Annotated in this window: 16 protein-coding genes and 1 other annotated feature; of the genes, 13 read left to right on the top strand and 3 right to left on the bottom strand. The window is 49.3% G+C overall.

Annotation, left to right across the window (positions count from 1 at the left end; genetic code table 11):
• Positions 1–5 precede the first annotated feature (5 nt).
• The 11 genes from nagZ (at position 6) to acsA (ending at position 9784) form a co-directional block, all read left to right on the top strand.
• The gene (nagZ, locus tag FA954_RS04045) at positions 6–1805 is read left to right on the top strand and encodes a beta-N-acetylhexosaminidase (protein WP_121874154.1); all 1800 of its coding nucleotides are present in this window, start codon (positions 6–8) and stop codon (positions 1803–1805) included.
• A 16-nt stretch (positions 1806–1821) separates the two neighbouring features.
• Positions 1822–2247: a DUF948 domain-containing protein gene (locus FA954_RS04050; RefSeq protein WP_037995663.1), complete on the top strand. Its 426-nt coding sequence runs from the start codon at positions 1822–1824 to the stop codon at positions 2245–2247.
• Positions 2234–2536 carry a YtxH domain-containing protein gene (locus FA954_RS04055; RefSeq protein WP_138614885.1) on the top strand — a complete coding sequence of 101 codons (303 nt, stop codon included), beginning with the start codon at positions 2234–2236 and terminating at the stop codon, positions 2534–2536. Before FA954_RS04050 ends, FA954_RS04055 begins: the two co-directional genes overlap by 14 nt.
• A 77-nt stretch (positions 2537–2613) precedes the next feature.
• Positions 2614–2961 (top strand): bacillithiol system redox-active protein YtxJ, encoded by a 348-nt coding sequence (gene ytxJ, locus FA954_RS04060; RefSeq protein WP_037995660.1) that lies wholly within the window; start codon positions 2614–2616, stop codon positions 2959–2961.
• A gap of 109 nt (positions 2962–3070) precedes the next feature.
• Positions 3071–3220: a hypothetical protein gene (locus FA954_RS13605; RefSeq protein ID WP_175413168.1), complete on the top strand. Its 150-nt coding sequence runs from the start codon at positions 3071–3073 to the stop codon at positions 3218–3220.
• A 74-nt stretch (positions 3221–3294) separates the two neighbouring features.
• Positions 3295–4386: a bifunctional 3-deoxy-7-phosphoheptulonate synthase/chorismate mutase gene (locus FA954_RS04065; RefSeq protein ID WP_037995658.1), complete on the top strand. Its 1092-nt coding sequence runs from the start codon at positions 3295–3297 to the stop codon at positions 4384–4386.
• A 187-nt stretch (positions 4387–4573) separates the two neighbouring features.
• Positions 4574–5860, top strand: coding sequence for a hypothetical protein (locus tag FA954_RS04070; protein WP_131470911.1), 1287 nt, complete (start codon positions 4574–4576; stop codon positions 5858–5860).
• A gap of 58 nt (positions 5861–5918) precedes the next feature.
• Complete coding sequence (gene ccpA / locus FA954_RS04075) at positions 5919–6959, top strand: catabolite control protein A (protein ID WP_037995652.1); 1041 nt, start codon at positions 5919–5921, stop codon at positions 6957–6959.
• Between the two features lie 14 nt (positions 6960–6973).
• Positions 6974–7687 (top strand): 5'-methylthioadenosine/adenosylhomocysteine nucleosidase, encoded by a 714-nt coding sequence (locus FA954_RS04080; RefSeq protein WP_121874156.1) that lies wholly within the window; start codon positions 6974–6976, stop codon positions 7685–7687.
• A gap of 104 nt (positions 7688–7791) precedes the next feature.
• Positions 7792–7947, top strand: a complete 156-nt coding sequence (locus tag FA954_RS04085) for a DUF1540 domain-containing protein (RefSeq protein ID WP_069201544.1) — start codon at positions 7792–7794, stop codon at positions 7945–7947.
• Between the two features lie 118 nt (positions 7948–8065).
• Positions 8066–9784 (top strand): acetate--CoA ligase, encoded by a 1719-nt coding sequence (gene acsA, locus FA954_RS04090; RefSeq protein WP_037995648.1) that lies wholly within the window; start codon positions 8066–8068, stop codon positions 9782–9784.
• A 25-nt stretch (positions 9785–9809) separates the two neighbouring features.
• Here acsA and FA954_RS04095 read toward each other — a convergent pair whose 3' ends face one another.
• Positions 9810–12011 (bottom strand): transglycosylase domain-containing protein, encoded by a 2202-nt coding sequence (locus tag FA954_RS04095; RefSeq protein WP_049720468.1) that lies wholly within the window; start codon positions 12009–12011, stop codon positions 9810–9812.
• Positions 12012–12229: 218 nt separating this feature from the next.
• A complete protein-coding gene (locus FA954_RS04100; RefSeq protein WP_049720467.1) occupies positions 12230–14587 on the bottom strand; it encodes a transglycosylase domain-containing protein in 2358 nt (785 codons plus the stop codon).
• 61 nt (positions 14588–14648) lie between these two features.
• Positions 14649–14854: a binding site (T-box leader), on the top strand.
• Positions 14855–14912: 58 nt separating this feature from the next.
• On the opposite strand from FA954_RS04100, the gene tyrS reads away from it, so the two are divergent.
• Complete coding sequence (gene tyrS, locus FA954_RS04105; RefSeq protein WP_037995647.1) at positions 14913–16169, top strand: tyrosine--tRNA ligase; 1257 nt, start codon at positions 14913–14915, stop codon at positions 16167–16169.
• Between the two features lie 38 nt (positions 16170–16207).
• On the opposite strand, the gene FA954_RS04110 is transcribed toward tyrS, so the two are convergent.
• The gene (locus tag FA954_RS04110; protein ID WP_037995722.1) at positions 16208–16615 is read right to left on the bottom strand and encodes an NUDIX hydrolase; all 408 of its coding nucleotides are present in this window, start codon (positions 16613–16615) and stop codon (positions 16208–16210) included.
• Between the two features lie 658 nt (positions 16616–17273).
• Here FA954_RS04110 and ppsA point away from each other — a divergent pair.
• Entirely contained in the window at positions 17274–19898 is a 2625-nt protein-coding gene (ppsA, locus tag FA954_RS04115; RefSeq protein WP_037995643.1) for a phosphoenolpyruvate synthase, read from the top strand.
• Positions 19899–19918 lie beyond the last annotated feature (20 nt).

Here is a 19918-nt window from a genome sequence, read left to right on the forward strand (position 1 = left end):
GTACAATGGAAGGGAGACAGGAAGAGGGAGAGATGGATTTGCGTCCGAAATATCTGAAATACATAAGTTTTTGTCTGGCGTTTTGTGTGGGAGCCGTTACGGCTTGTTCGCCCTCCTCTTCACCCGGATCCGGGGAAAAGCCGATGCCTGAGGCTTCCTCAAACTGGGTCGAGGAACAATTGAAAAACATGACCCTGGAGGAAAAGATCGGGCAAATGTTTATTGTCGGTTTCAAAGGAAAAGGCGACAGCGAACAAGCGCTCACCGTGAATGAACAAGCCAAAACATTGATTGAGGATTACCATGTGGGAGGCGTTATTTATTTTGACCGGAATGTAAAAAGTCCAAACCAGGTCGCAACGCTGAGCAATGATTTGCAAAAACTGGCACTTTCATCAGAAAGGAAAATTCCGTTGTTCATCACGGTGGATCAGGAAGGAGGAAAAGTGGCCCGGTTTAAGGAAGGGTTTACCGCTTTTCCGGGGAACATGGTTCTCGGAGCCACGCAAAATAAAGATTTGGCTTACCAAACCGGAAAACAAATGGGCAAAGAGTTGAGAGCCGTCGGTGTCAACTTGAATATGGCTCCGGTGTTGGATGTGAATAACAATCCGGAGAATCCGGTGATCGGTGTGCGTTCGTTTTCCGAAGATCCCGGGTTGACGGCTGAATTGGGAGCGGAATTGATCCGGGGATTTCATGACAGCGGCATCTACACGATTGCCAAGCATTTTCCCGGACACGGGGACACAGCGGTCGATTCCCATGTGGGACTGCCTGAAATTTCCCACTCCATGGAACGCTTGAACCAAGTGGAACTGGTTCCTTTTAAAGAAGCCATTTCGCAAGGGACGGATATGGTGATGAGCACGCATATCATCTTCCCTGCGATTGAAACGGAGCCGGGGATTCCCGCCACGCTGTCCGAAAAAGTGTTGACAGGGCTTTTGCGGAAACAATTGAATTACGACGGTGTCATCATCACCGATGACATGGAGATGGGAGCCATTGCGGAGAATTTCGGCACCCGCGAAGCCGTGGTGCGTGCCATCAAGGCCGGAGCGGACATTGTTTTGGTCTGCCATTCGCTTGAGCGGCAAACCCAATCCATCGATGCAGTGAAACAAGCCGTCGAAAAAGGGGAAATTGACGAGGCGCGGATTGATGAGTCGGTTCGTCGGATTCTCCGTTTAAAAGCAAAAGACTCTTTCTTGAAACAACCGTATGCTGATGTTGAGAAAGCCACGGAGCTTGCCAACCAGCCCGAAGCAGAAAAAGTGGCCCGGCAAACCGCCGAGCAAGGGGTGACGTTGGTGAAAGATCCGGCGCAACACATCCCGTTGAAGCCGGAAAATGCGAAAAAGCTGGCTGTGTTCACCGTGAATAAACCCCAGGCCATATCGGAGGTTTTAAAACAAAACGGATATGAAGCCGATGTGAACTATGTTGATTCCCTGAAACAACCGCAAGTTCAGTCCTTGGCGGCGAAAGCCGGGGACGCGGATGCGGCATTGGTCGTGATCAACCAAGTGAAGGAAAATCCGGCATGGATCGAATTGATTCAAACATTAAACGCCAAACGGATCCCGGTCATTGTCTGGGGAATGGATGTCCCGTACGGATTGGATCAATTGCCGGATGGCGTCACATCCATCGCTTTATATGGATCGTCCCGTCCGCTGTTGGAAGCCGGAGCCAAAATCATGACCGGCGGGGTCCAAAGCCAGGGGCGTTTGCCGGTCACCCTGTCGAAACAATATCCGTTCGGCTGGCCAGAACAAGAAAACGGCAACCAGGGAGGATAAAGGAGGTGCTGACGGAGTGATTCTTGAAATCAGTGTGGCAGTGATGGCAGTGGCAGTCGTCGTCTTGGTCGTTTTTGCCGTTCGTTTTTTGATAAAAATCACCCAAACCATTGAAACCGTGCAAACCACCTTGAATGAAGTCAAAGGTCAAGTGACGGCCACCATTGACGAAACGCATTTAACGGTCAGAGAAACCAGGGGCTTGGTGGAAGAGGTCCGCAAGAAGACGGAGAAAACCGAATCGTTATTTCATGCGCTGGATGAATGGGGAAAAACCATGGAGCAGATCTCTGTCCGGGTGGATCAGCAAATCAAAGCCCATCAATCCCGGTACGGAAATTTGATCAGTGTCATCGGAACGGGAATTGAACTGGCCAAGCGCTGGAAACAGGATCGAAAAACCGATCAAAGCAAAGGAGTGAAAATCCGTGGCGAAGTGTAAATACTTTGTTGCAGGAGCTTTTATTGGTGCCGTGGTCGGAGCGGCGGTTGCCGTGTTGACCACCCCGCGCAACGGAAAGGAAATGCGTGAGGAATTGGAAAAAAATCTGGAATTGACCAAGGAAAAAGGAAAGGAATTTTATTATTCCCTCGTAAATGAACCCGTCGATTCCGTTTACAAGGACACGGAAAAAGAAGATTTGTATGAAGGATGGATGGAACTGCCTGCCCCGAAAAAACAGGAAGAGACCAAAGAAGAGCAAAAGACCGGGGAAGTTTCTCCGTCATAAAACGATATGCATGAGCCAACAGAATCCGTTGTTGGCTCTCTTTTTTAAAAAGAAAAGAATCAAAGGAGGCCTTCACATTGGAACCTTATGTTTTGATTGAAAACCGGGGGCAATTGGAAGAGGTACTGGCCGGATATGACCGTTTATTGTTGTTTAAACACAGCACCCGGTGTCCTGTCAGTGCGCAAGCTTTTGATGAATTTCAACGGTTTTTGAAGAATACGGATGCAGACCGGCGGGTCCCGGCTGCAGTTGTACATGTGATTGAACAACGGGAGGTTTCCGATGCCGTTTCAGAAAGGTTTGGCATCCGGCATGAATCCCCGCAAGTGATGTGGATCAAAGACGGAAAAGTGTGTTGGCACACATCCCATTCAAATATTACAGCGGAAAAGATCGGCCAAGCGGTCAGTGAACCCCGGTAAATAGCGGGTTCCGCCGGGGAAACCATGTGGCAAGCCCGTCAAAAGCAGAAAAAATCATCGCTTTCGGGATCAAAAAAGCAAGAAAAGGCTTGAAACGGGCAATCGGCCGGTGGGCGGAAATTTGCCGGGGGCCTTTATCCCCCGCCATTTTTACGGAATGAGCGGTCAGGAAATGGACCGGGAACCGAATATTCCGGAAGAAACGGTGAAAACCCATTGGTTCCGGGCGCGGAAGGAAGTTGATCCGGTTTCAAATTAACGGGTGACAATTCAGGCATTTTTCGTTATAATATCAAAAATTATTTTTAGGATGAGAAGAGAGGAGACAGACGAGTGAGTGATCAACTGCAAGTGTTAAGGAAACAACTGGATGAAATCAATCTGAAATTATTGGACTTGTTAAGCGAGCGTGCCCAAATCGCCAAGCAAATTGGCGAGGTGAAGAAAAAACAAGGGATCAACAAGTTTGACCCCGAACGCGAAAAAAACATGCTGAACACCTTGGTGAAACAAAACCCCGGGCCTTTTTCGGATGACACCATCCGCTATCTGTTCAAGCAAATCTTTAAGGCATGTCTGGATTTGCAACAAGACAACCAGAAGAAAGAATTGTTGGTGAGCCGGAAAAGAAAAGGAACGGATACGGTGTTGGATTTTGGCGGGGTGACTGTCGGCGGCTCCAGACGGCAAGTGATCGCCGGACCTTGTTCCGTGGAGTCGGAGGAACAGGTTTTTGCCGTGGCCAAAGCTTTGAAAGAACAGGGCGTCAAATTGATGCGGGGAGGCGCTTTCAAACCCCGGACATCGCCTTACGACTTCCAGGGATTGGGCGAAGAAGGCTTGAAAATCTTAAGGCGCGCAGCGGATGAATACGGGTTGAAGGTGATCAGCGAAATCGTAAGTCCCGTGGACATTGAAATGGCAGAGCAATATGTGGACGTGATCCAAATCGGTGCACGCAATATGCAAAACTTTGAGCTTTTGAAAGCGGCTGGTTCGGTCAAAACCCCGGTGTTGTTGAAAAGGGGACTGTCCGCAACGATGGAGGAGTTTTTGTTTGCGGCAGAGTATATCGTTTCCCGTGGAAATGACCAGGTGATGCTGTGTGAACGGGGAATCCGGACCTATGAAAAATGGACACGAAACACATTGGATATTTCAGCTGTTCCGATTCTGAAAAATGAATCGCATTTGCCGGTGATTGTGGATGTCACTCACTCAACAGGAAGAAGGGACATTTTGGTTCCCTGTGCCAAAGCGGCTCTTGCTGCGGGGGCAGACGGTGTCATGCTGGAAGTGCACCCCAATCCGGATGTGGCGTTGTCGGATGCCAAACAGCAGATCAACATCCCTCAATTTGAATCGTTTATGGGCGAGCTTAAAAGTTCCGGATTGTTGGAAGGCCAGTTGGTTTCGGCAACATAAGCGGGACGGCGTAAAAAAAGCGGACCGGCTTCACAGTCTGTCCGCTTTTTTTCGTGCAAATTTTTGATATGATGATCATGGTGGTGAAAATGAACCTTTAAAAGACGAGGATGCTGATCAAATATGTTGGACCGGATCACATCCCTTATAATAAAGAAGAACTGTGTTACAGGGGGAGGAACGTTTGTTGGATGTGAGGGAATATTTGGTGAGAGTGGACAGGAATCAGATTGGTCTGGATGAACTGTTCCATTTGCTGGTGAAAAACTTGTCTGACTGGACGATTGTTTACCAGACGGTGGGATCGGAGAGAAATCCTTTATTGTCCAAGGGGAATCAAAACAGTGACTATATTGTAGCTTTTACGGATCCTGAATCGGCGGGAGTGATCCGGGTGGATCAGCCTCAGCATTTGCAGATTGTGAGAGAACCGGCGCTTACGTTTTTGTTGAAAGCCTACCGGTCGCAAGCGGACGGGGTGATTCTCAATCCGGGGCAGGATTCGCCTCTGTTTTTGATCAAGCCGCATGTGCAGAAGTTGATTTATGCATATGCGGTTGAACAGTTTAAAGAGATGCCGGGCCCCTGGGTGCCGACCATGGATGATCAACTGTTATTGGTGGAGTACCAAAAGGGGCAATATTCCGTGGCGGTTTATTTAAGTGAACAAGATGCGCAATATGTCACGCAAAGGTCGGGAGGACAGGCTGTACAGCATTCGTGGGAAAAAATTGAAGAGCGTTGCCGTGAATTGGGGGCGGCGGCTCCTTACTTCCATTTTGGTTTGCCGGAGCAGGGACTGTTATCGCCGGAACATGCCGCAGTGATTTTTTCCGGGCTCCGTCAGAAGTTGCCTGAACGAGACGAAACCGTTGAATCGCCCGAACGTTTGCCGGCGTCCAACCAACTGCCCGAACCACTGCCGCAGCCTCCCGAACCCGTCGGCAATCCGCCCCAAGAAACCGCTCCTTCCAATCAGGAGCCGGAGCGTGGGCAACCCCAACCCGTGAGTCCGGAGCCGGTTCCCCGGAAGCCGGTCGATCCGGATGTGGCGTTGGGCTTGAAAAAGTTGGAGAGAGCCACGATTGAAGGACAGGGAATGGGAAATGGCTGGGAAGTGTGCCGGGCGATGGCGGAGTTGCGCAGAATTTGGGTTGTGGTGGATCCGGACGGAAATATGGTGATTTTGGCCGGACAGGATCAAAGCCCGATTGTGGACTTTTTCACTTCGGCTGAACACGCCGAGCGCTTGATCAAAGAAGCCCGTGAAAAAAACCCGAATTTGCCGCCCATGGTTCCGAGATTGATTTCGACGAAAAAGCTGTACCGGGCTTTGGCTCCACGCCAGCCGATTGTCTGGATCAACCGGGGATCCCCGGAAGCATGGACAAGTATTATGGGAGACACCTTGCCATATGTGCTACAATTAATGTCACAGCTTCAGGATGGAAAGAAGCAACCTGGTAAAAACTAAAAAATGCTCGAGAAGAGATGGTTTGTGAACAAAAATTAAAAAATGGATGTGGAGTCGTATGGGTAAGAAAAAAGAGACGATCACGATTTATGACGTTGCTCATGAAGCGGGCGTTTCCATGGCGACCGTATCCCGTGTTGTCAATGGAAACCCCAATGTCAAACCGGCAACCAGAAAAAAAGTGTTGGATGTCATCCGCCGGCTCGGGTATCGGCCCAATGCGGTGGCGCGCGGGCTGGCAAGCAAAAGAACGACCACAGTCGGTGTGGTGATCCCGGATATTTCCAACGCTTTTTATGCCGAACTGACCCGGGGCATCGAAGATATTGCCACGATGTATCATTACAACATTATTTTGAGCAACTCGGATTTGCAAAAGGACAGGGAATTGCAGTTAATTGAAACATTGCTGGAAAAACAAGTCGACGGCCTGCTGTTCTTGGGCGGGGAAATCACCGAAGCACACCGGGAAATTTTTTCGGCCACACCGGTGCCCGTTGTCCTTGCGGCGAGCCGCGATGAGAAAAAAGAACTTCCCTATGTCACAATTGATCAGATTCAGGCATCCAAAGAGGCCACCCTGATCCTGGGGCATGAGGGACATAAACATGTCGGGTTTATCGGTGGCCCGCTGACGGATTCGGTCAACGGCTATCCGCGTTATCTCGGTTACAAAGAAGCCTTGAAAGAGATGGATATTGCCTTTGAGGAAGACCTGATCCGTTTGGGGGATTATCGCTACCGTTCCGGTTACAAAGCGATGAGAGAACTATTGGAAAGCCGTCCTGAAATCACCGCTGTCTTTGCGGCCAGCGATGAAATGGCTGTGGGTGCCCTTCATGCGGCATTGGACATGGGGCGTGACGTTCCGAATGATTTATCGGTCATCGGTTTTGAAAACATTCCGCTGGCTTCCCAAGTCCGCCCGCTTTTAAGCACCGTCGGGGTTCCGATGTATGACATCGGTGCGGTGGCCATGCGGTTGCTTACGAAATACATGAATGAAGAGCAAGTGGAGACAGGGCAGGTTTATTTGCCGTATCATATCCAATTGCGGGAGTCCACCCGGTTAAAAGAGTGGGAAGAAGAAAAAGAATAAGCGAGGAGAAACCGATGGAAAAAAAGATTGGAATTATCGGGGCAATGGACGAAGAAATCGCTTCTCTGCTCCGTTTGATGGAGGATGTACGGTCTCATACCCATTATCAAATCACTTATTATGAAGGCCGGCTCGAAGGCACCCCCGTGGTGCTTTGCAAATCGGGCGTCGGCAAAGTGAATGCCGCATTGTGCACGCAGGTTTTAATTGATCGTTTCCAAGTGCAGGCGATCGTGTTCACCGGCGTGGCCGGGGCTTTGGACCCCAAGTTGGAGATCGGGGATATTGTTGTTTCCACCGAATGCCAGGAGCATGATGTGGATGTTAGTGCTTTGGGATTTGCCAAAGGAATCATTCCCTATCAGGAAGTGTCGGTTTACCCGGCCGATTCCAAGTGGATCGGTTGGGCGGTCAAAGCCGGGGAAACGCTGGAAGGGGTTCAAGTCATACAAGGTAAAGTTTTGTCCGGTGACCAATTTATTTCTGATCTTGGAAAAGTCAAGGAATTGCGGGGACAGATGGAAGGAGCTTGTGTGGAAATGGAAGGGGCGGCGGTGGCCCATGTCTCCCATCTGGCCGGCATTCCATATGTGGTGATCCGTTCCATGTCCGACCGGGCGGACCATTCGGCCAATGTGAATTTCACGGAGTTTACGCAGTTGGCGGCCAAGCGCTCCAGTGAAATGGTTTGCCGCATGCTTTCCTTGCGCAACCGGAACCGCTTATGAAAAACGCCAGCCTGAAAAGGCGGGGCGTTTTTTTCATGAATCTGACAGTGTAAAAAAGGGGAGCGTGAGAGAGAATAACGATAGAGCAAAGGAGGGAAGTGAAGATGGCACGAGATGTATTGTGTGAAGTGAAAAACTGTACCTTTTGGCAACAAGGAAACTTGTGCAGTGCCGAGGAAATTTATGTTGTGAGCCACAAAGGGGAAGAAGCGGAAGACACCAAAGAAACCGACTGCAAAACATTTAAGCCGGTACACTGATGAAAGGGGAAGAAGAGTTTTTACTCTTCTTCTTTTGTGTCTAAAATTTGAATTTGATTCGAATTATGTTATAATACTGAAAAGTGAAACCTTTATTTTAAAGGGGGCATCTCTTCTTATGAGACATGATGAGACCATTGCAGTGAAAACAACAGGGAATAATCTGCAAGATTATGAAAACACTTACAAGAGCTTCCGCTGGGAAGAAGTGGAACAACAGTTCACGTGGGCCAAAACGGGAAAAGTCAACGCAGGTTATGAAGCAATTGACCGCCATGTCGATGAGGGGAAAAAAGACAAAATCGCCTTGTATTATAGTGATGCCAAGCGGGACGAGAAATATACCTTTTACGAGTTGAAGCAAAAGTCAAACCAATTTGGCAATGTCCTGAAAAAGCTGGGCATTTCCAAGGGTGATCGTGTTTTTATTTTTATGCCCCGGACCCCCGAACTTTATGTCAGTTTCTTGGGAATTATCAAAATAGGCGCAATTGCCGGCCCTTTGTTTGAAGCGTTCATGGAAGATGCGGTGAAGGACCGCTTGGAAGACAGCGAAGCGGTGGCTCTGGTGACGACGAAAAGTCTTTTGGAACGTGTACCGAGAGAAGAGTTGCCAAATTTAAAATATGTGATTTTGGTCGATGGGGAAGAAAACACCGCTGAAGGTGTGTATTCCTTTGAAAAAGAGATGTCGCAGGCATCGACGGAATTGGAAATTGAATGGGTTGATCGGGAAGATCCCATGCTGATGCATTATACTTCCGGATCCACAGGAAAGCCCAAAGGGGTTCTCCATGTGCATAATGCCATGATTCAGCATTATCAAACCGGGAAATGGGTTCTCGATCTTCAGGAAAATGACATATATTGGTGCACAGCAGATCCGGGTTGGGTGACCGGAACTTGTTACGGGATTTTTGCTCCCTGGTTGAACGGAGTGACAAATGTGATTCGCGGAGGACGGTTTTCGCCGGATGACTGGTACCAAACCCTTGAAAAATACAAAGTAACGGTTTGGTACAGCGCGCCGACCGCCTTCCGGATGTTGATGGGAGCAGGGGAAGAAGTGGCCAAACGGTATGATCTTTCTTCTGTCCGTCATATCCTGAGCGTGGGGGAACCGCTCAATCCGGAAGTGGTTCGCTGGGGCTTAAAAGTATATAACAAACGCATCCATGACAATTGGTGGATGACGGAAACCGGCGGGATCCTGATTGCAAACTTCCCGCAAATGGAGATTAAACCCGGATCGATGGGTAAACCGATCCCGGGAGTGAAAGCGGTCATTTTGGATGACGACGGAAATGAGTTGCCGCCTTATCAAATGGGGAATCTTTCCATTAAAACACCGTGGCCGTCCATGATGAGGCAGATCTGGAAAAACCCCGAAAAATACAAAGAATATTTCAAAATTCCCGGCTGGTATACATCGGGAGACACGGCATACAAGGACGAGGAAGGTTATTTCTGGTTTCAAGGCCGTTTGGATGATGTGATCAATACCTCCGGGGAACGCGTGGGGCCGTTTGAAGTGGAAAGCAAATTGGTCGAGCATCCGGCGGTGGCGGAAGCGGGGGTCATCGGGAAACCGGATCCGGTGCGGGGACAAATCATCAAAGCTTTTATCTCGCTTCGGGATGGATATGAACCTTCCGATGAGTTAAAAGAAGAGATCCGTTTGTTTGTGAAAAAGGGTTTGGCGGCTCATGCCGCACCGCGGGAAATTGAGTTTAAAGACAAGTTGCCCAAGACCCGCAGCGGGAAAATCATGCGCCGCGTTTTAAAAGCTTGGGAACTCGGATTGCCGACCGGCGATTTGTCCACCATGGAAGATTGATATAACACTAAAAAAGACGCCACTTTCAGGTGGCGTCTTTTTCTGGTGAAAAGTAACGCAGGAACGTACTGGCTTCTTGAGGCTGCTCCGCTCCCGGTTGGGGCTGTTCCGGCTGCTGCGGTTGTTGCGGAGGTGCCGGTTGCTGTCCCGGATTTCCCGGTTGCTGACCGGGTTGTGCCGGGTTCCCCGGTTGCTCCGGCTGTTGCGGTTGTTGCGGGACCTTATGGCATTCAAAGCATTGGTCCTTGACTTGTCCGCCCGGATTTTCAAACTGGCTTCCTTGTTTGATCAGATCCGGACTTGCTTGCTGAGCCGCTTTAAAGATTTTGACCCAAGCTGTTTTGGAAAGATCTTTGTCAGCCGGGCGATTTGCGTCCGAATAACCGGACCAGACCCCGAGGGAAATTTCCGGAGTATAGCCAATGAACCACAGGTCGTAATAATTGGATGTCGTTCCGGTCTTACCGGCAATCGTGAACCCTGGGAGACTGGAGCCGATATAGCGACCGGTTCCGTCCGTCACCACTTTCTGCAACATTTTGGTTAATTCAAAGGAAACAGACGGTTTTAAAATGGTTTTTGGCTGATGATGTTTTTCAAACTCGTAAATCACATCCCCATTGGAATCGACGATTTTTTGAATCAAATGGGGTTTGTTATGTTTTCCGTTATTGGCAATCATGGCAAAGCCGGCTGTCATCTCGGCAACGGTGTACCCTGCACGCATGCCTCCCAACGCGGAAGCTTCGCCATCGTATTTGGTGGGCGGCATGTCCATCTTGCGTAAGTATTTAAAGCCTTTTTTGATTCCCAGTTCCCGGAAGATTTTCACGGCCGGGATGTTGAGCGAGTTTTGCAAGGCGACCGTGGCCGTCACCGGTCCGGAATATTTTCCGTTCGCATTGACATAGTTGTCAGAGCTTCCGGCTTTTTTGATCGGTTCGTCAATAATGATGGAGTTGGGCGAAATGATTCCTTCATTCATGGCCGGACCGTAAACCAGCAAAGGTTTGATGGTGGATCCCGGCTGGTTGGTAGCGCTCAGTGCATAGTTAATGTTGGATTTCTCAAAACTGGTGCCACCGACAAAGGCCAGAATGGCTCCGGTTTTGTTATCGATAATGGTTGCACCGATTTGTTCGCTGTGGCCGTTTTTTGAAGGAATGTGCATTTTGGAAACGGCGTCGTTCACAGCATCGTACATGTTTTTGTCAATCGTTGTGTAAATTTTGTATCCGCCTTGACGAACTTGATCGATGTAGTTTTTATCCGACTGAACTTTATTGCCTTTTTTCTGATCCAGTTCTTTTAAAACTTGCGCGGCTTCCCGTTCAACGGAAGTAATGATGTACGGGTATTCTGCGTACGCATTTGGAAAATCCGATGCATTGGCAAGATGGGCTTTAATGTCGTATTTGACGGCTTGATTGTATTCCGCTTGCGAGATTTTGCCGGTTTCAAGCATTTTCCCCAGTACATATTTCATCCGTTTTAACCCTTTTTGGAAATGCTTGTTTTGTTCTTGTTCGGTGTTTCCATAAAAGGGGTTGTAGTCGTAGGGACGTTGCACCATTCCTGCCAGATAAGCCGCTTCCGCAATGGACAATTCTTTGATGTCTTTATTAAAAAGCCCGCGTGCGGCGGAGGCAAAACCAACCATCCGGGTGCCGTGAGCACCGGGGCCGAATTCAACACTATTTAAATATTTTACAAAAATCTCATCTTTGCTGTAAAAACGTTCCAAACGCACGGCATTGATGATTTCCAAGGCTTTGCGCTCATAAGTTTTTTTGGTGTTGTCCAAAATCTCATTTTTCACCAATTGCTGGGTAAGCGTACTTCCCCCGGTTTCCACGCCGCTGTTACTGATTTGCTGCCAAATGGCGCGTAAGATCGAGCGGGGGACGATCCCGTTATGATTGTAGAAATCCCTGTCTTCGGTGGCGACCAAGGCATCCACAACATACGGGCTCACTTCATCCATGTTCTTGATCAGTTTCCGGTCCGTTTGTGCGATCATGCGACCGATCTGCTCTTCTGAACGGAAATAAGCGTAACTGGTTTGCGACCAGCCGGTCAATTCCTTTTCGTAAGCCTCTTTGGTCCGGATCGTTTCATTTTTGGCAAAAGCAGAAACAACGCCTGCTCCGGCCCCGAAGATTCCTACAGAGAGAATCAGGATGACTGATAAACAGCCGAGTAAAATACGCTTGATCTTGTTGTTCATATTTCTTCTTTCCCCACTTTTTGTTCGCTCTCGTCGGGATGGTTAGATGGTTTCATGATGATGCATCAATCCCCTCCCTCCATGTTGACGAGACCTATTATAACATAGGGCATTATCTTGCTAGTCATATATAATTTTTGACAATATTTTCATGGATTTTTGACCGGGAAAAATCCCCTGATCTTTTTGCCAGATCAGGGGATTTTTCAAACAGATGTTCAGTTTTCATCCCGTTGTCCCGGAGGGCGCCCGGGATGATCGGGCTGATTTCCGTGCTGATGATCCGGTTCCTCCCCGGGATCATCGGGAGGATTGGGGTCGTCTCCGCCACCGCCATCCGAAGGTTTGTCATCCGGCGGACGGACAATATCGGGCGGCTTCGTGCCATCATCCGGATTTCCTTGTGAAGGATCATCCGCAGGATTGCCATTGGGGTCTTTTTGTTTGTTTTCTTTCTCTTTGTCTTCCTGATGTTTGTTTATCCGGTCGCATTCCAGGCACGGAACGCCGTGGAAAAGACCGCCGGGGTTTTCAAAGCGCGCATTTTTGTCAAAGTATTGAGGCGCTGCTTGCTGAGCGGCTTTAAAAATATTGACCCAGGCTTGTTTGGAGAATTTGTCATTGTGGCTCATCGGGAAGTTGTAATCGTATCCGCTCCAAACCCCAAGGGTGATTTGCGGTGTGTAACCGATAAACCAAAGGTCCCGGTCTTCGGAAGTGGTTCCGGTTTTTCCGGCAATGTCAAAACCGTTAATGCGGCTTCCGATATATACACCGGTTCCTCCTTTGACGACCTCGCGAAGCATGTCCGTCACCTGATAGGCGGTTTGCGGAGAGAAGACCGTTTCCGGTTTGTTTTCGTGTTCATAGATGACTTCCCCGTCGGCATTGGTGATTTTTTCCACTATGTAGGGGTCATTGTATTTCCCTTGGTTTCCAAACGTTGCAAAAGCCGCCGTCATTCTGGCAACGGAGTAACCTTTGGTTTGCCCCCCGATGGCTGCTGATTCCCCGTCATTTGGATGCGGCGGGATTTTCAGCTTGCGCAGATACTCGAAGCCGGTGTCATGGCCCAAGTGGTTGAACACTTTGATGGCCGGAATGTTGTAGGACCATTTTAAAGCTTCCCGGATGGTAACCGGTCCGTGATATTTCTGGTTCGCATTTTGGTAATAGCCGGAACCGTCTCCCCGGGCCAGTTTTTCATCCAATACTTTGGTGTCGGGGGAAACCACTTTTTGTTCAATGGCCGGTCCGTAAACGATCAACGGCTTGATGGAGGAGCCGGGTTGGTTTAAAGCGTCAAAAGCATGGTCTTTTTGATTGCCCTCGCGGTTAGACGAGGAGACAAAGGAAAGAACGGCTCCCGTGCGGTTGTCCATGAGCACTGCACCCAATTGTTCATGGTCTTCAAACTCACCGTATTTGCGCGTGTGGAAGGTGAGATGTTTGGTGGCTTCCTTGTTGACGGCATCATACATGTTTTTGTCGATCGTGCTGTACACATGGTATCCCTGTGTCTGGATCCGCTCAATGTATTTTTGCAAGGTGGCGCGGTATTTGCCTTCCTGGCTCAGTTTTTCGATATCCAGACCGTCTTTTTTCATCAGGATTTCGGCCGCTTCTTTTTCAAGCGCATACATGATAAACGGATAATTGGCATACCCGTTGGCGTCCGGACTGGGCTTGGCCAGGGAACCCTTGATGTCAAACTTCAACGCTTCCTGATATTGTTCTTCCGTGATCTTTTTGTTCTCCAACATTTCCGACAGTACCAGTCGCATCCGGTCCAAACCGCGACGGAGATTATCCGGATCACCAAATGGATTGTATGCATTCGGGCGTTGAACCATCCCGGCAAGATAGGCGGCCTGGGCGAGATTCAGGTCTTTGACATCCACGCCGAAAATGCCGTTGGCTGCGGCCTGTACACCGTACAAGTTTTGATTGTTGGCGCCTTTGCCGAAATAGACGCTGTTCATGTAATAAACGAGAATCTGGTCTTTCTCCAACAAGGAGTCAAGCCGGATGGACAAAACGATTTCTTTGGATTTGCGCGCCAGGTCTTTTTCGAAATTCTCCAGGATGACCCGTCGCACCAATTGCTGGGTGATCGTGCTTCCGCCGGTTGTCACGTCCGCATGGGTGATCTGTTGGTAAGCCGCCCGCAAGATCGAGCGGGGGACAATCCCGTGATGTTTGTAAAAATCGCGGTCTTCGACGGAAATAAAAGCATCGATCAAGTAAGGGCTGACATCGTTTACTGACTTGATGAGTTTCCGGACATCCCCTTCATTCCGGAAGGCCCCGATGCGAATGGGATTTCCGCTGTCATCTTTGTTGGCAAAATAGGCATAACTGTTTTCAAACAAGCTGTTTAATGCTTTTTCAAAATCTTCTTTATCTCTCACCGGTTCATCTTTCACCATGGCGGATACAATGCCCGCACCAGTGCCGACCGCAAAAAAAGCGGCGATCAGCACGAAAGCAACAAGTCCGTAAAGGCCAGGTTTCACCGCATTGATCACCGGTTGATGCTTTCGTTTTTTTGTAAATCGGGCTGATCTACTTTTCATTCACTTGATACCCTCCTCATTCTAGGGTAATATTATAGCATAATCTGGTTATTATAACGTGTAAAAAGCTGTGAACAAGCGAGTAGTCGCCAGACCATTCCTTCCAGAGAGCCGGTGGTTGCTGCGAACCGGCAGGAACCTGGCGGTGAATTACACTTGGGAGCTTGCGTGTCATGCGCACGGACGACAGGGTCCGTTATCGAAATGAGTGGGAAACGTCCGGTTTCCAATGAGGGTGGTACCGCGGAATCAATCTCCGTCCCTTTTGATGAGGGATGGAGTTTTTTTATGACCTACTTTTATTTTACTTAAGGAGGGAACAGGTATGTCAGTAAAAAAAGAATGGTCCGCCGAAACCATGGAAAAAACTGAACAACAACTGAGAGTGATCCGGCGTGGAGCAGCCGAAATTTTGCCATTGGAAGATTTGCGGGAGAAATTGGCCCGCTCAATCGAAGAAAACCGCCCGCTGAAAATCAAACTGGGTTTGGACCCGACCGCCCCGGATCTGCATATCGGCCATACGGTCGTCTTTCATAAACTGCGCGAATTTCAGGAGTTGGGACATCAGGTTCAGCTGGTGATCGGGGATTTTACCGCACAAATCGGGGACCCGACCGGAAAATCGCAAACCCGGAAACAGTTGTCCGAAGAAGAAGTGAAAGAAAATGCGAAAACTTATACGGACCAATTGTTTAAAGTGTTGGACCGGGAAAAAACCGAAGTTTATTTCAACAGTCACTGGTTAAGCCCGCTGACTTTTGCCGATGTGACCCATCTCGCTTCGAAATGCACCGTGGCCCGCATGTTGGAACGGGATGATTTTTCCAAACGTTACGAAAGGGGCCAGGCCATCAGCATTCATGAGTTTTTCTATCCCCTGATGCAAGGGTACGATTCGGTGGTGCTCAAAAGTGACATTGAGATCGGGGGGACGGACCAGACATTTAACTTATTGATGGGGCGCCAGTTGCAAAAAGAATACGGTCTGGAAGAACAAGTGATTTTGACGATGCCGATCCTTGAAGGGATGGACGGCGTGAAGAAAATGAGCAAAAGCTTGGGCAACTACATCGGCGTCGATGAAGAGCCGAATAACATGTATGGAAAAACCATGTCCATTCCGGACGAGTTGATGCTCAAGTATTTTGAGTTGGTGACCGATCTGACGGTAGATGAGCTGGATGGGTTAAAACAAGCACTGGAGCAAGAAAAATTGCATCCCCGGGACGCGAAAATGCGGCTGGCGCATACCCTGGTGCGGATGTATCACGGAAAAGAAGCGGCGGATGAAGCCCAAAGGCATTTTCAGACCGTCTTCCAAAAGGGATCGTTGCCGGACGAGATTCCGGAAGTGATATTGGCCGAAGAAGATTTGGAACAAGGAAAGATTTGGGTGGTTGCCCTCTTGTCCAAGCTGGGTCTGGTGGCTAGCAACGGGGAAGGTCGCCGGATGATTCAACAGGGCGGTGTCCGGATCAACCAGGAAAAAGTCACTGACATCCAAGCGCAAATTCAAGTGGAAGACGGCATGGTCGTCCAAGTCGGAAAGCGGAAATTTGCAAAGGTGAAACGAAATTGAACCGACAGAGCAGGGGATGGCCTGCTCTGCCGGTTTTTTTAATATTCCACGATGAATGGATGTCTTTTTTCATGGAGGCAGTACATGATCTGTTGTTTGACAATGCGTTGGCTGATCATTCTCATGGCCGTGTCGACAGGGAAATAAGCGGCATCATCGACTTCTTCTCCGACCGCAATCCGTCCGCTGATGGGTTTGCCGATAAATAACAGTTCGCATTTATGTGAACGTAAGTCCTGGAAAACTCCGCAGTATTTGATCAATTTGATGTTCATCCCCGCTTTTTGCTTCACTTCGCGAATGGCGGCCAAGCGAATGGATTCTTTTTCTCTCACCCGTCCGCCGGGAATCTCCCAACCGCGTTTCGGGTGTTTGACAAGCAAAAGCTGTGAGTGGTAGTTAAAAACCAAAACACGGGAATACAATGAAAATTTCGGAGGTGCCATCATAACTCACCTCACCTTTTTGAAAATGAGGTCCAGGTGGTGAAAAGATTAGCAAAAAACAGAGGGGAAATAATCAGAGGATGATTGGTTCCTTTATATATATTTTAACAAAAATTAGCAAAGATTAACATATATATTGGTATAAAGTAATACGAAAATATGATTAAAATCGGTATATTTTATGCTTGAATTTTGCAACGGTTCAGGGCTTCCGCGGGGATGGTTGCGAGGAAGTCTGTGGGCACCCGGAAAAAATGAAAAGCCCGGAATGCTTGAAAAGAAAAGGGGCCGGGAAGTCGTGCAGAAGCAAACGGGAGCGGGAAGGCAGATCAAAAATTTTGGATGATTCTTAATATTTGTCCATAATTTCAGAGAATTCAAACCGGGGAACCGGGGGAACACCCGGTTAAAAGATAAAGGAATGGATTCACGATTTCAAACCGCCGGCGAAATGATGTTCCAAAAACGTCAAGGGATCCATCTGCCCTGAAACCGGCATCTTCCTCCCACTTTTATTATACAACGGCGGAAAAAAGAATATCAGACTGTTTTTTCGGGGGGAAATGGTGCATCATGTTCCAGTGAGATCGTGTCCGGGAGGTTGGATGGTGCCCGCGGGCCATCCGCCTCCAGTGACGCAGTCAGGAGGAGGAATGAGATGAATCCGTATGTCCTTGAGTTTCAGGAAATCCAACCAACGCATCTCAGGCTTGTCGGGGGAAAAGGATATCATTTGGGAGAGCTCTCAAAGATTCAAGGCATCCACGTGCCGGAAGGATTTTGTGTGACCACAGCCGCTTTTGAAAAGGCCTTGGCATCAAATGAAACCTTTCATATGCTGTTGGACCGGATCACCCGGCTGAAAGATGAGGATCTTGAACAAACGGGTGAAATCAGTGGGAAGATCCGGAAAGTGATCATGCAGTCCACCCTTCCCCAAGAGATGGTGAACGAGGTGGACCGCCTGCTTGAAAAGTTTGGAAGGGAAGAAGCATATGCTGTTCGTTCCAGCGCAACGGCCGAGGATTCGCCTGACCATTCTTTTGCGGGACAGCTGGTTTCCTGGCTCCATGTCAAGGGGACCCGGGAAATTTTCCGGTCGGTGAAACAATGCTGGGCTTCTCTGTTTACGGATCGGGCTGTGATTTACCGCATGAAAAACGGGAGGGATCATCGGGAGGTTTTGCCGGCTGTTGTGATTCAAAGGATGGTTTTTCCTGATGCTTCCGGTGTCATGTTCACCGCCGATCCCGTCACTTCCAACCGCAAGGTGCTGGCGGTGGATGCGTGCTTCGGATTGGGGGAGGCCTTGGTCTCCGGCGAAATTTCCGGCGACAGCTACAAAGTGCGGGAAGGAAAAATCACGGAGAAACGGATTGCCTGCAAAAAGTCGGCGGTTTATGCACGGAAAGAGGGCGGGACGGAGAAAAAGGGGATCCCGCCGGAGAAGCAAAACCGTCCCGTCCTTTCAGAAAAGCAAGTGTTGAAGTTGGAGCAAACCGGCAGGATGCTGGAAGCGCATTTCGGATGTCCCCAAGACATCGAATGGTGTCTGGCCGACGGCACCGTTTATATTGTTCAGAGCCGCCCCGTCACCACTTTGTTTCCTGTTCCAAAGCAGGGGGAAGCCCGGGGAAAACGCGTTTACGTGTCGGTCGGGCATCAACAAATGATGACGGATGCCATGAAACCGTTGGGATTGTCTTTTTTCCTGTTAACGACGCCCGCGCCCATGCGGACCGCAGGGGGAAGGTTGTTTGTCGATGTCACGCCGATGCTGGCTTCGCCTGAAAGCCGAAACCATTTGATCCAATCCCTCGGACAAAACGATCCGCTGATCAAAGACGCGCTGATGACCATTGTCAAACGGGAGAATTTTTTTGAGGATTTTACCCGATCTTGTCCGGATAGCAAAGGACGCAATCCCGGACCGGGACGCCAAGCGCTGCCGTCTCCGCCTGATCCGGCCTCCATTCCAAGCGATCCGTCTGTCGTTTTGGAACGAATGAGAAAAGCTCAGGCATCCGTCGAACAGTGTAAACAAGAGATCCGACAGAAAGCCGGACCGGCGTTGTTTGATTACATCCGGCATGATCTGAAACGACTGAGGAAGGAGTTATCTTCCCATATCGATTTGATTCAGGCGGCGATGGACGCTGCGATGTGGATCAATGAAAAGATGGAACAGTGGCTGGGGGAAAAACACGCAGCCGACCAATTGACGCAATCAGTGCCGAACAACATCACGTCGGAAATGGGAATGGAGCTTTTGGAGGTGGCCGATGCGATCCGCCCTTATCCGCAAGTTGTGGATTATTTGCAACAAGTGAAAAAGGATTCTTTTTTGGATGACATGATCCGGTTGGAGGGCGGCAAAGAAGCCCGTGCCAAAATCGATGCTTTTCTTGAAAAGCATGGAATGCGTTGTCCCGGGGAAATTGATATCACCCGGACCCGTTGGAGCGAAAAGCCCGTCACATTGGTTCCCGTCATTTTGCACCACGTCAAAAACTTTGGGCCGGGTGCCGGCAGACGCAAGTTCGAGCAAGGAAAGCAAAAAGCATTGAAAAAAGAAAAGGAATTATTGGAACGGTTGAAAGAACTGCCGGATGGCGGGCAAAAAGCAAGGGAAACCAAGCGGATGATCCAGCGGCTGAGAAACCTCGCCGGCTTCAGGGAATATCCCAAGTACTGTATCATTCAACGTTACTTTATCTATAAGCAGTCCTTGCTGAAAGAAGCGGAAAAGCTTGTGCAAAAGGGGATTTTGCGGGATAAAGAAGAGGTTTTTTACCTCACTTTTGATGAATTTTGCGAAGCGGTGCGCACCGGCAGGCTGGATAAACGCATCATCCGCCGGCGAAAGAGAGAATACCAATTCTATGAAAAACTGTTCCCTCCGCGTGTGATCACATCCGATGGCGAAATCATCCAAGGCCGGTACCGACGGGAAAACCTCCCGGACAACGCAATTTTGGGGCTGCCGGTTTCTTCCGGCATTGTCGAGGGACGGGCCCGTGTTCTTTTAAACATGGAGGACGCGGTTCCGGAAGACGGGGGTATTTTGGTGACAAGATTTACCGACCCCGGTTGGACTCCCTTTTTTGTCTCGGTGAAAGGATTGGTTACCGAAGTGGGAGGGTTGATGACCCATGGCGCTGTCATTGCCCGGGAATACGGCTTGCCGGCTGTGGTCGGGGTGGAGAATGCGACCAAGCGGATCAAGGACGGACAAAGGATCCGGGTGAATGGCACGGAGGGTTATATCGAAATTTTGGAGTGAGCCGAAAAAACCAAAAAACC

This window comes from Thermoactinomyces vulgaris, assembly GCF_005886755.1.
GTDB classification, from domain to species: Bacteria; Bacillota; Bacilli; order Thermoactinomycetales; family Thermoactinomycetaceae; genus Thermoactinomyces; species Thermoactinomyces vulgaris.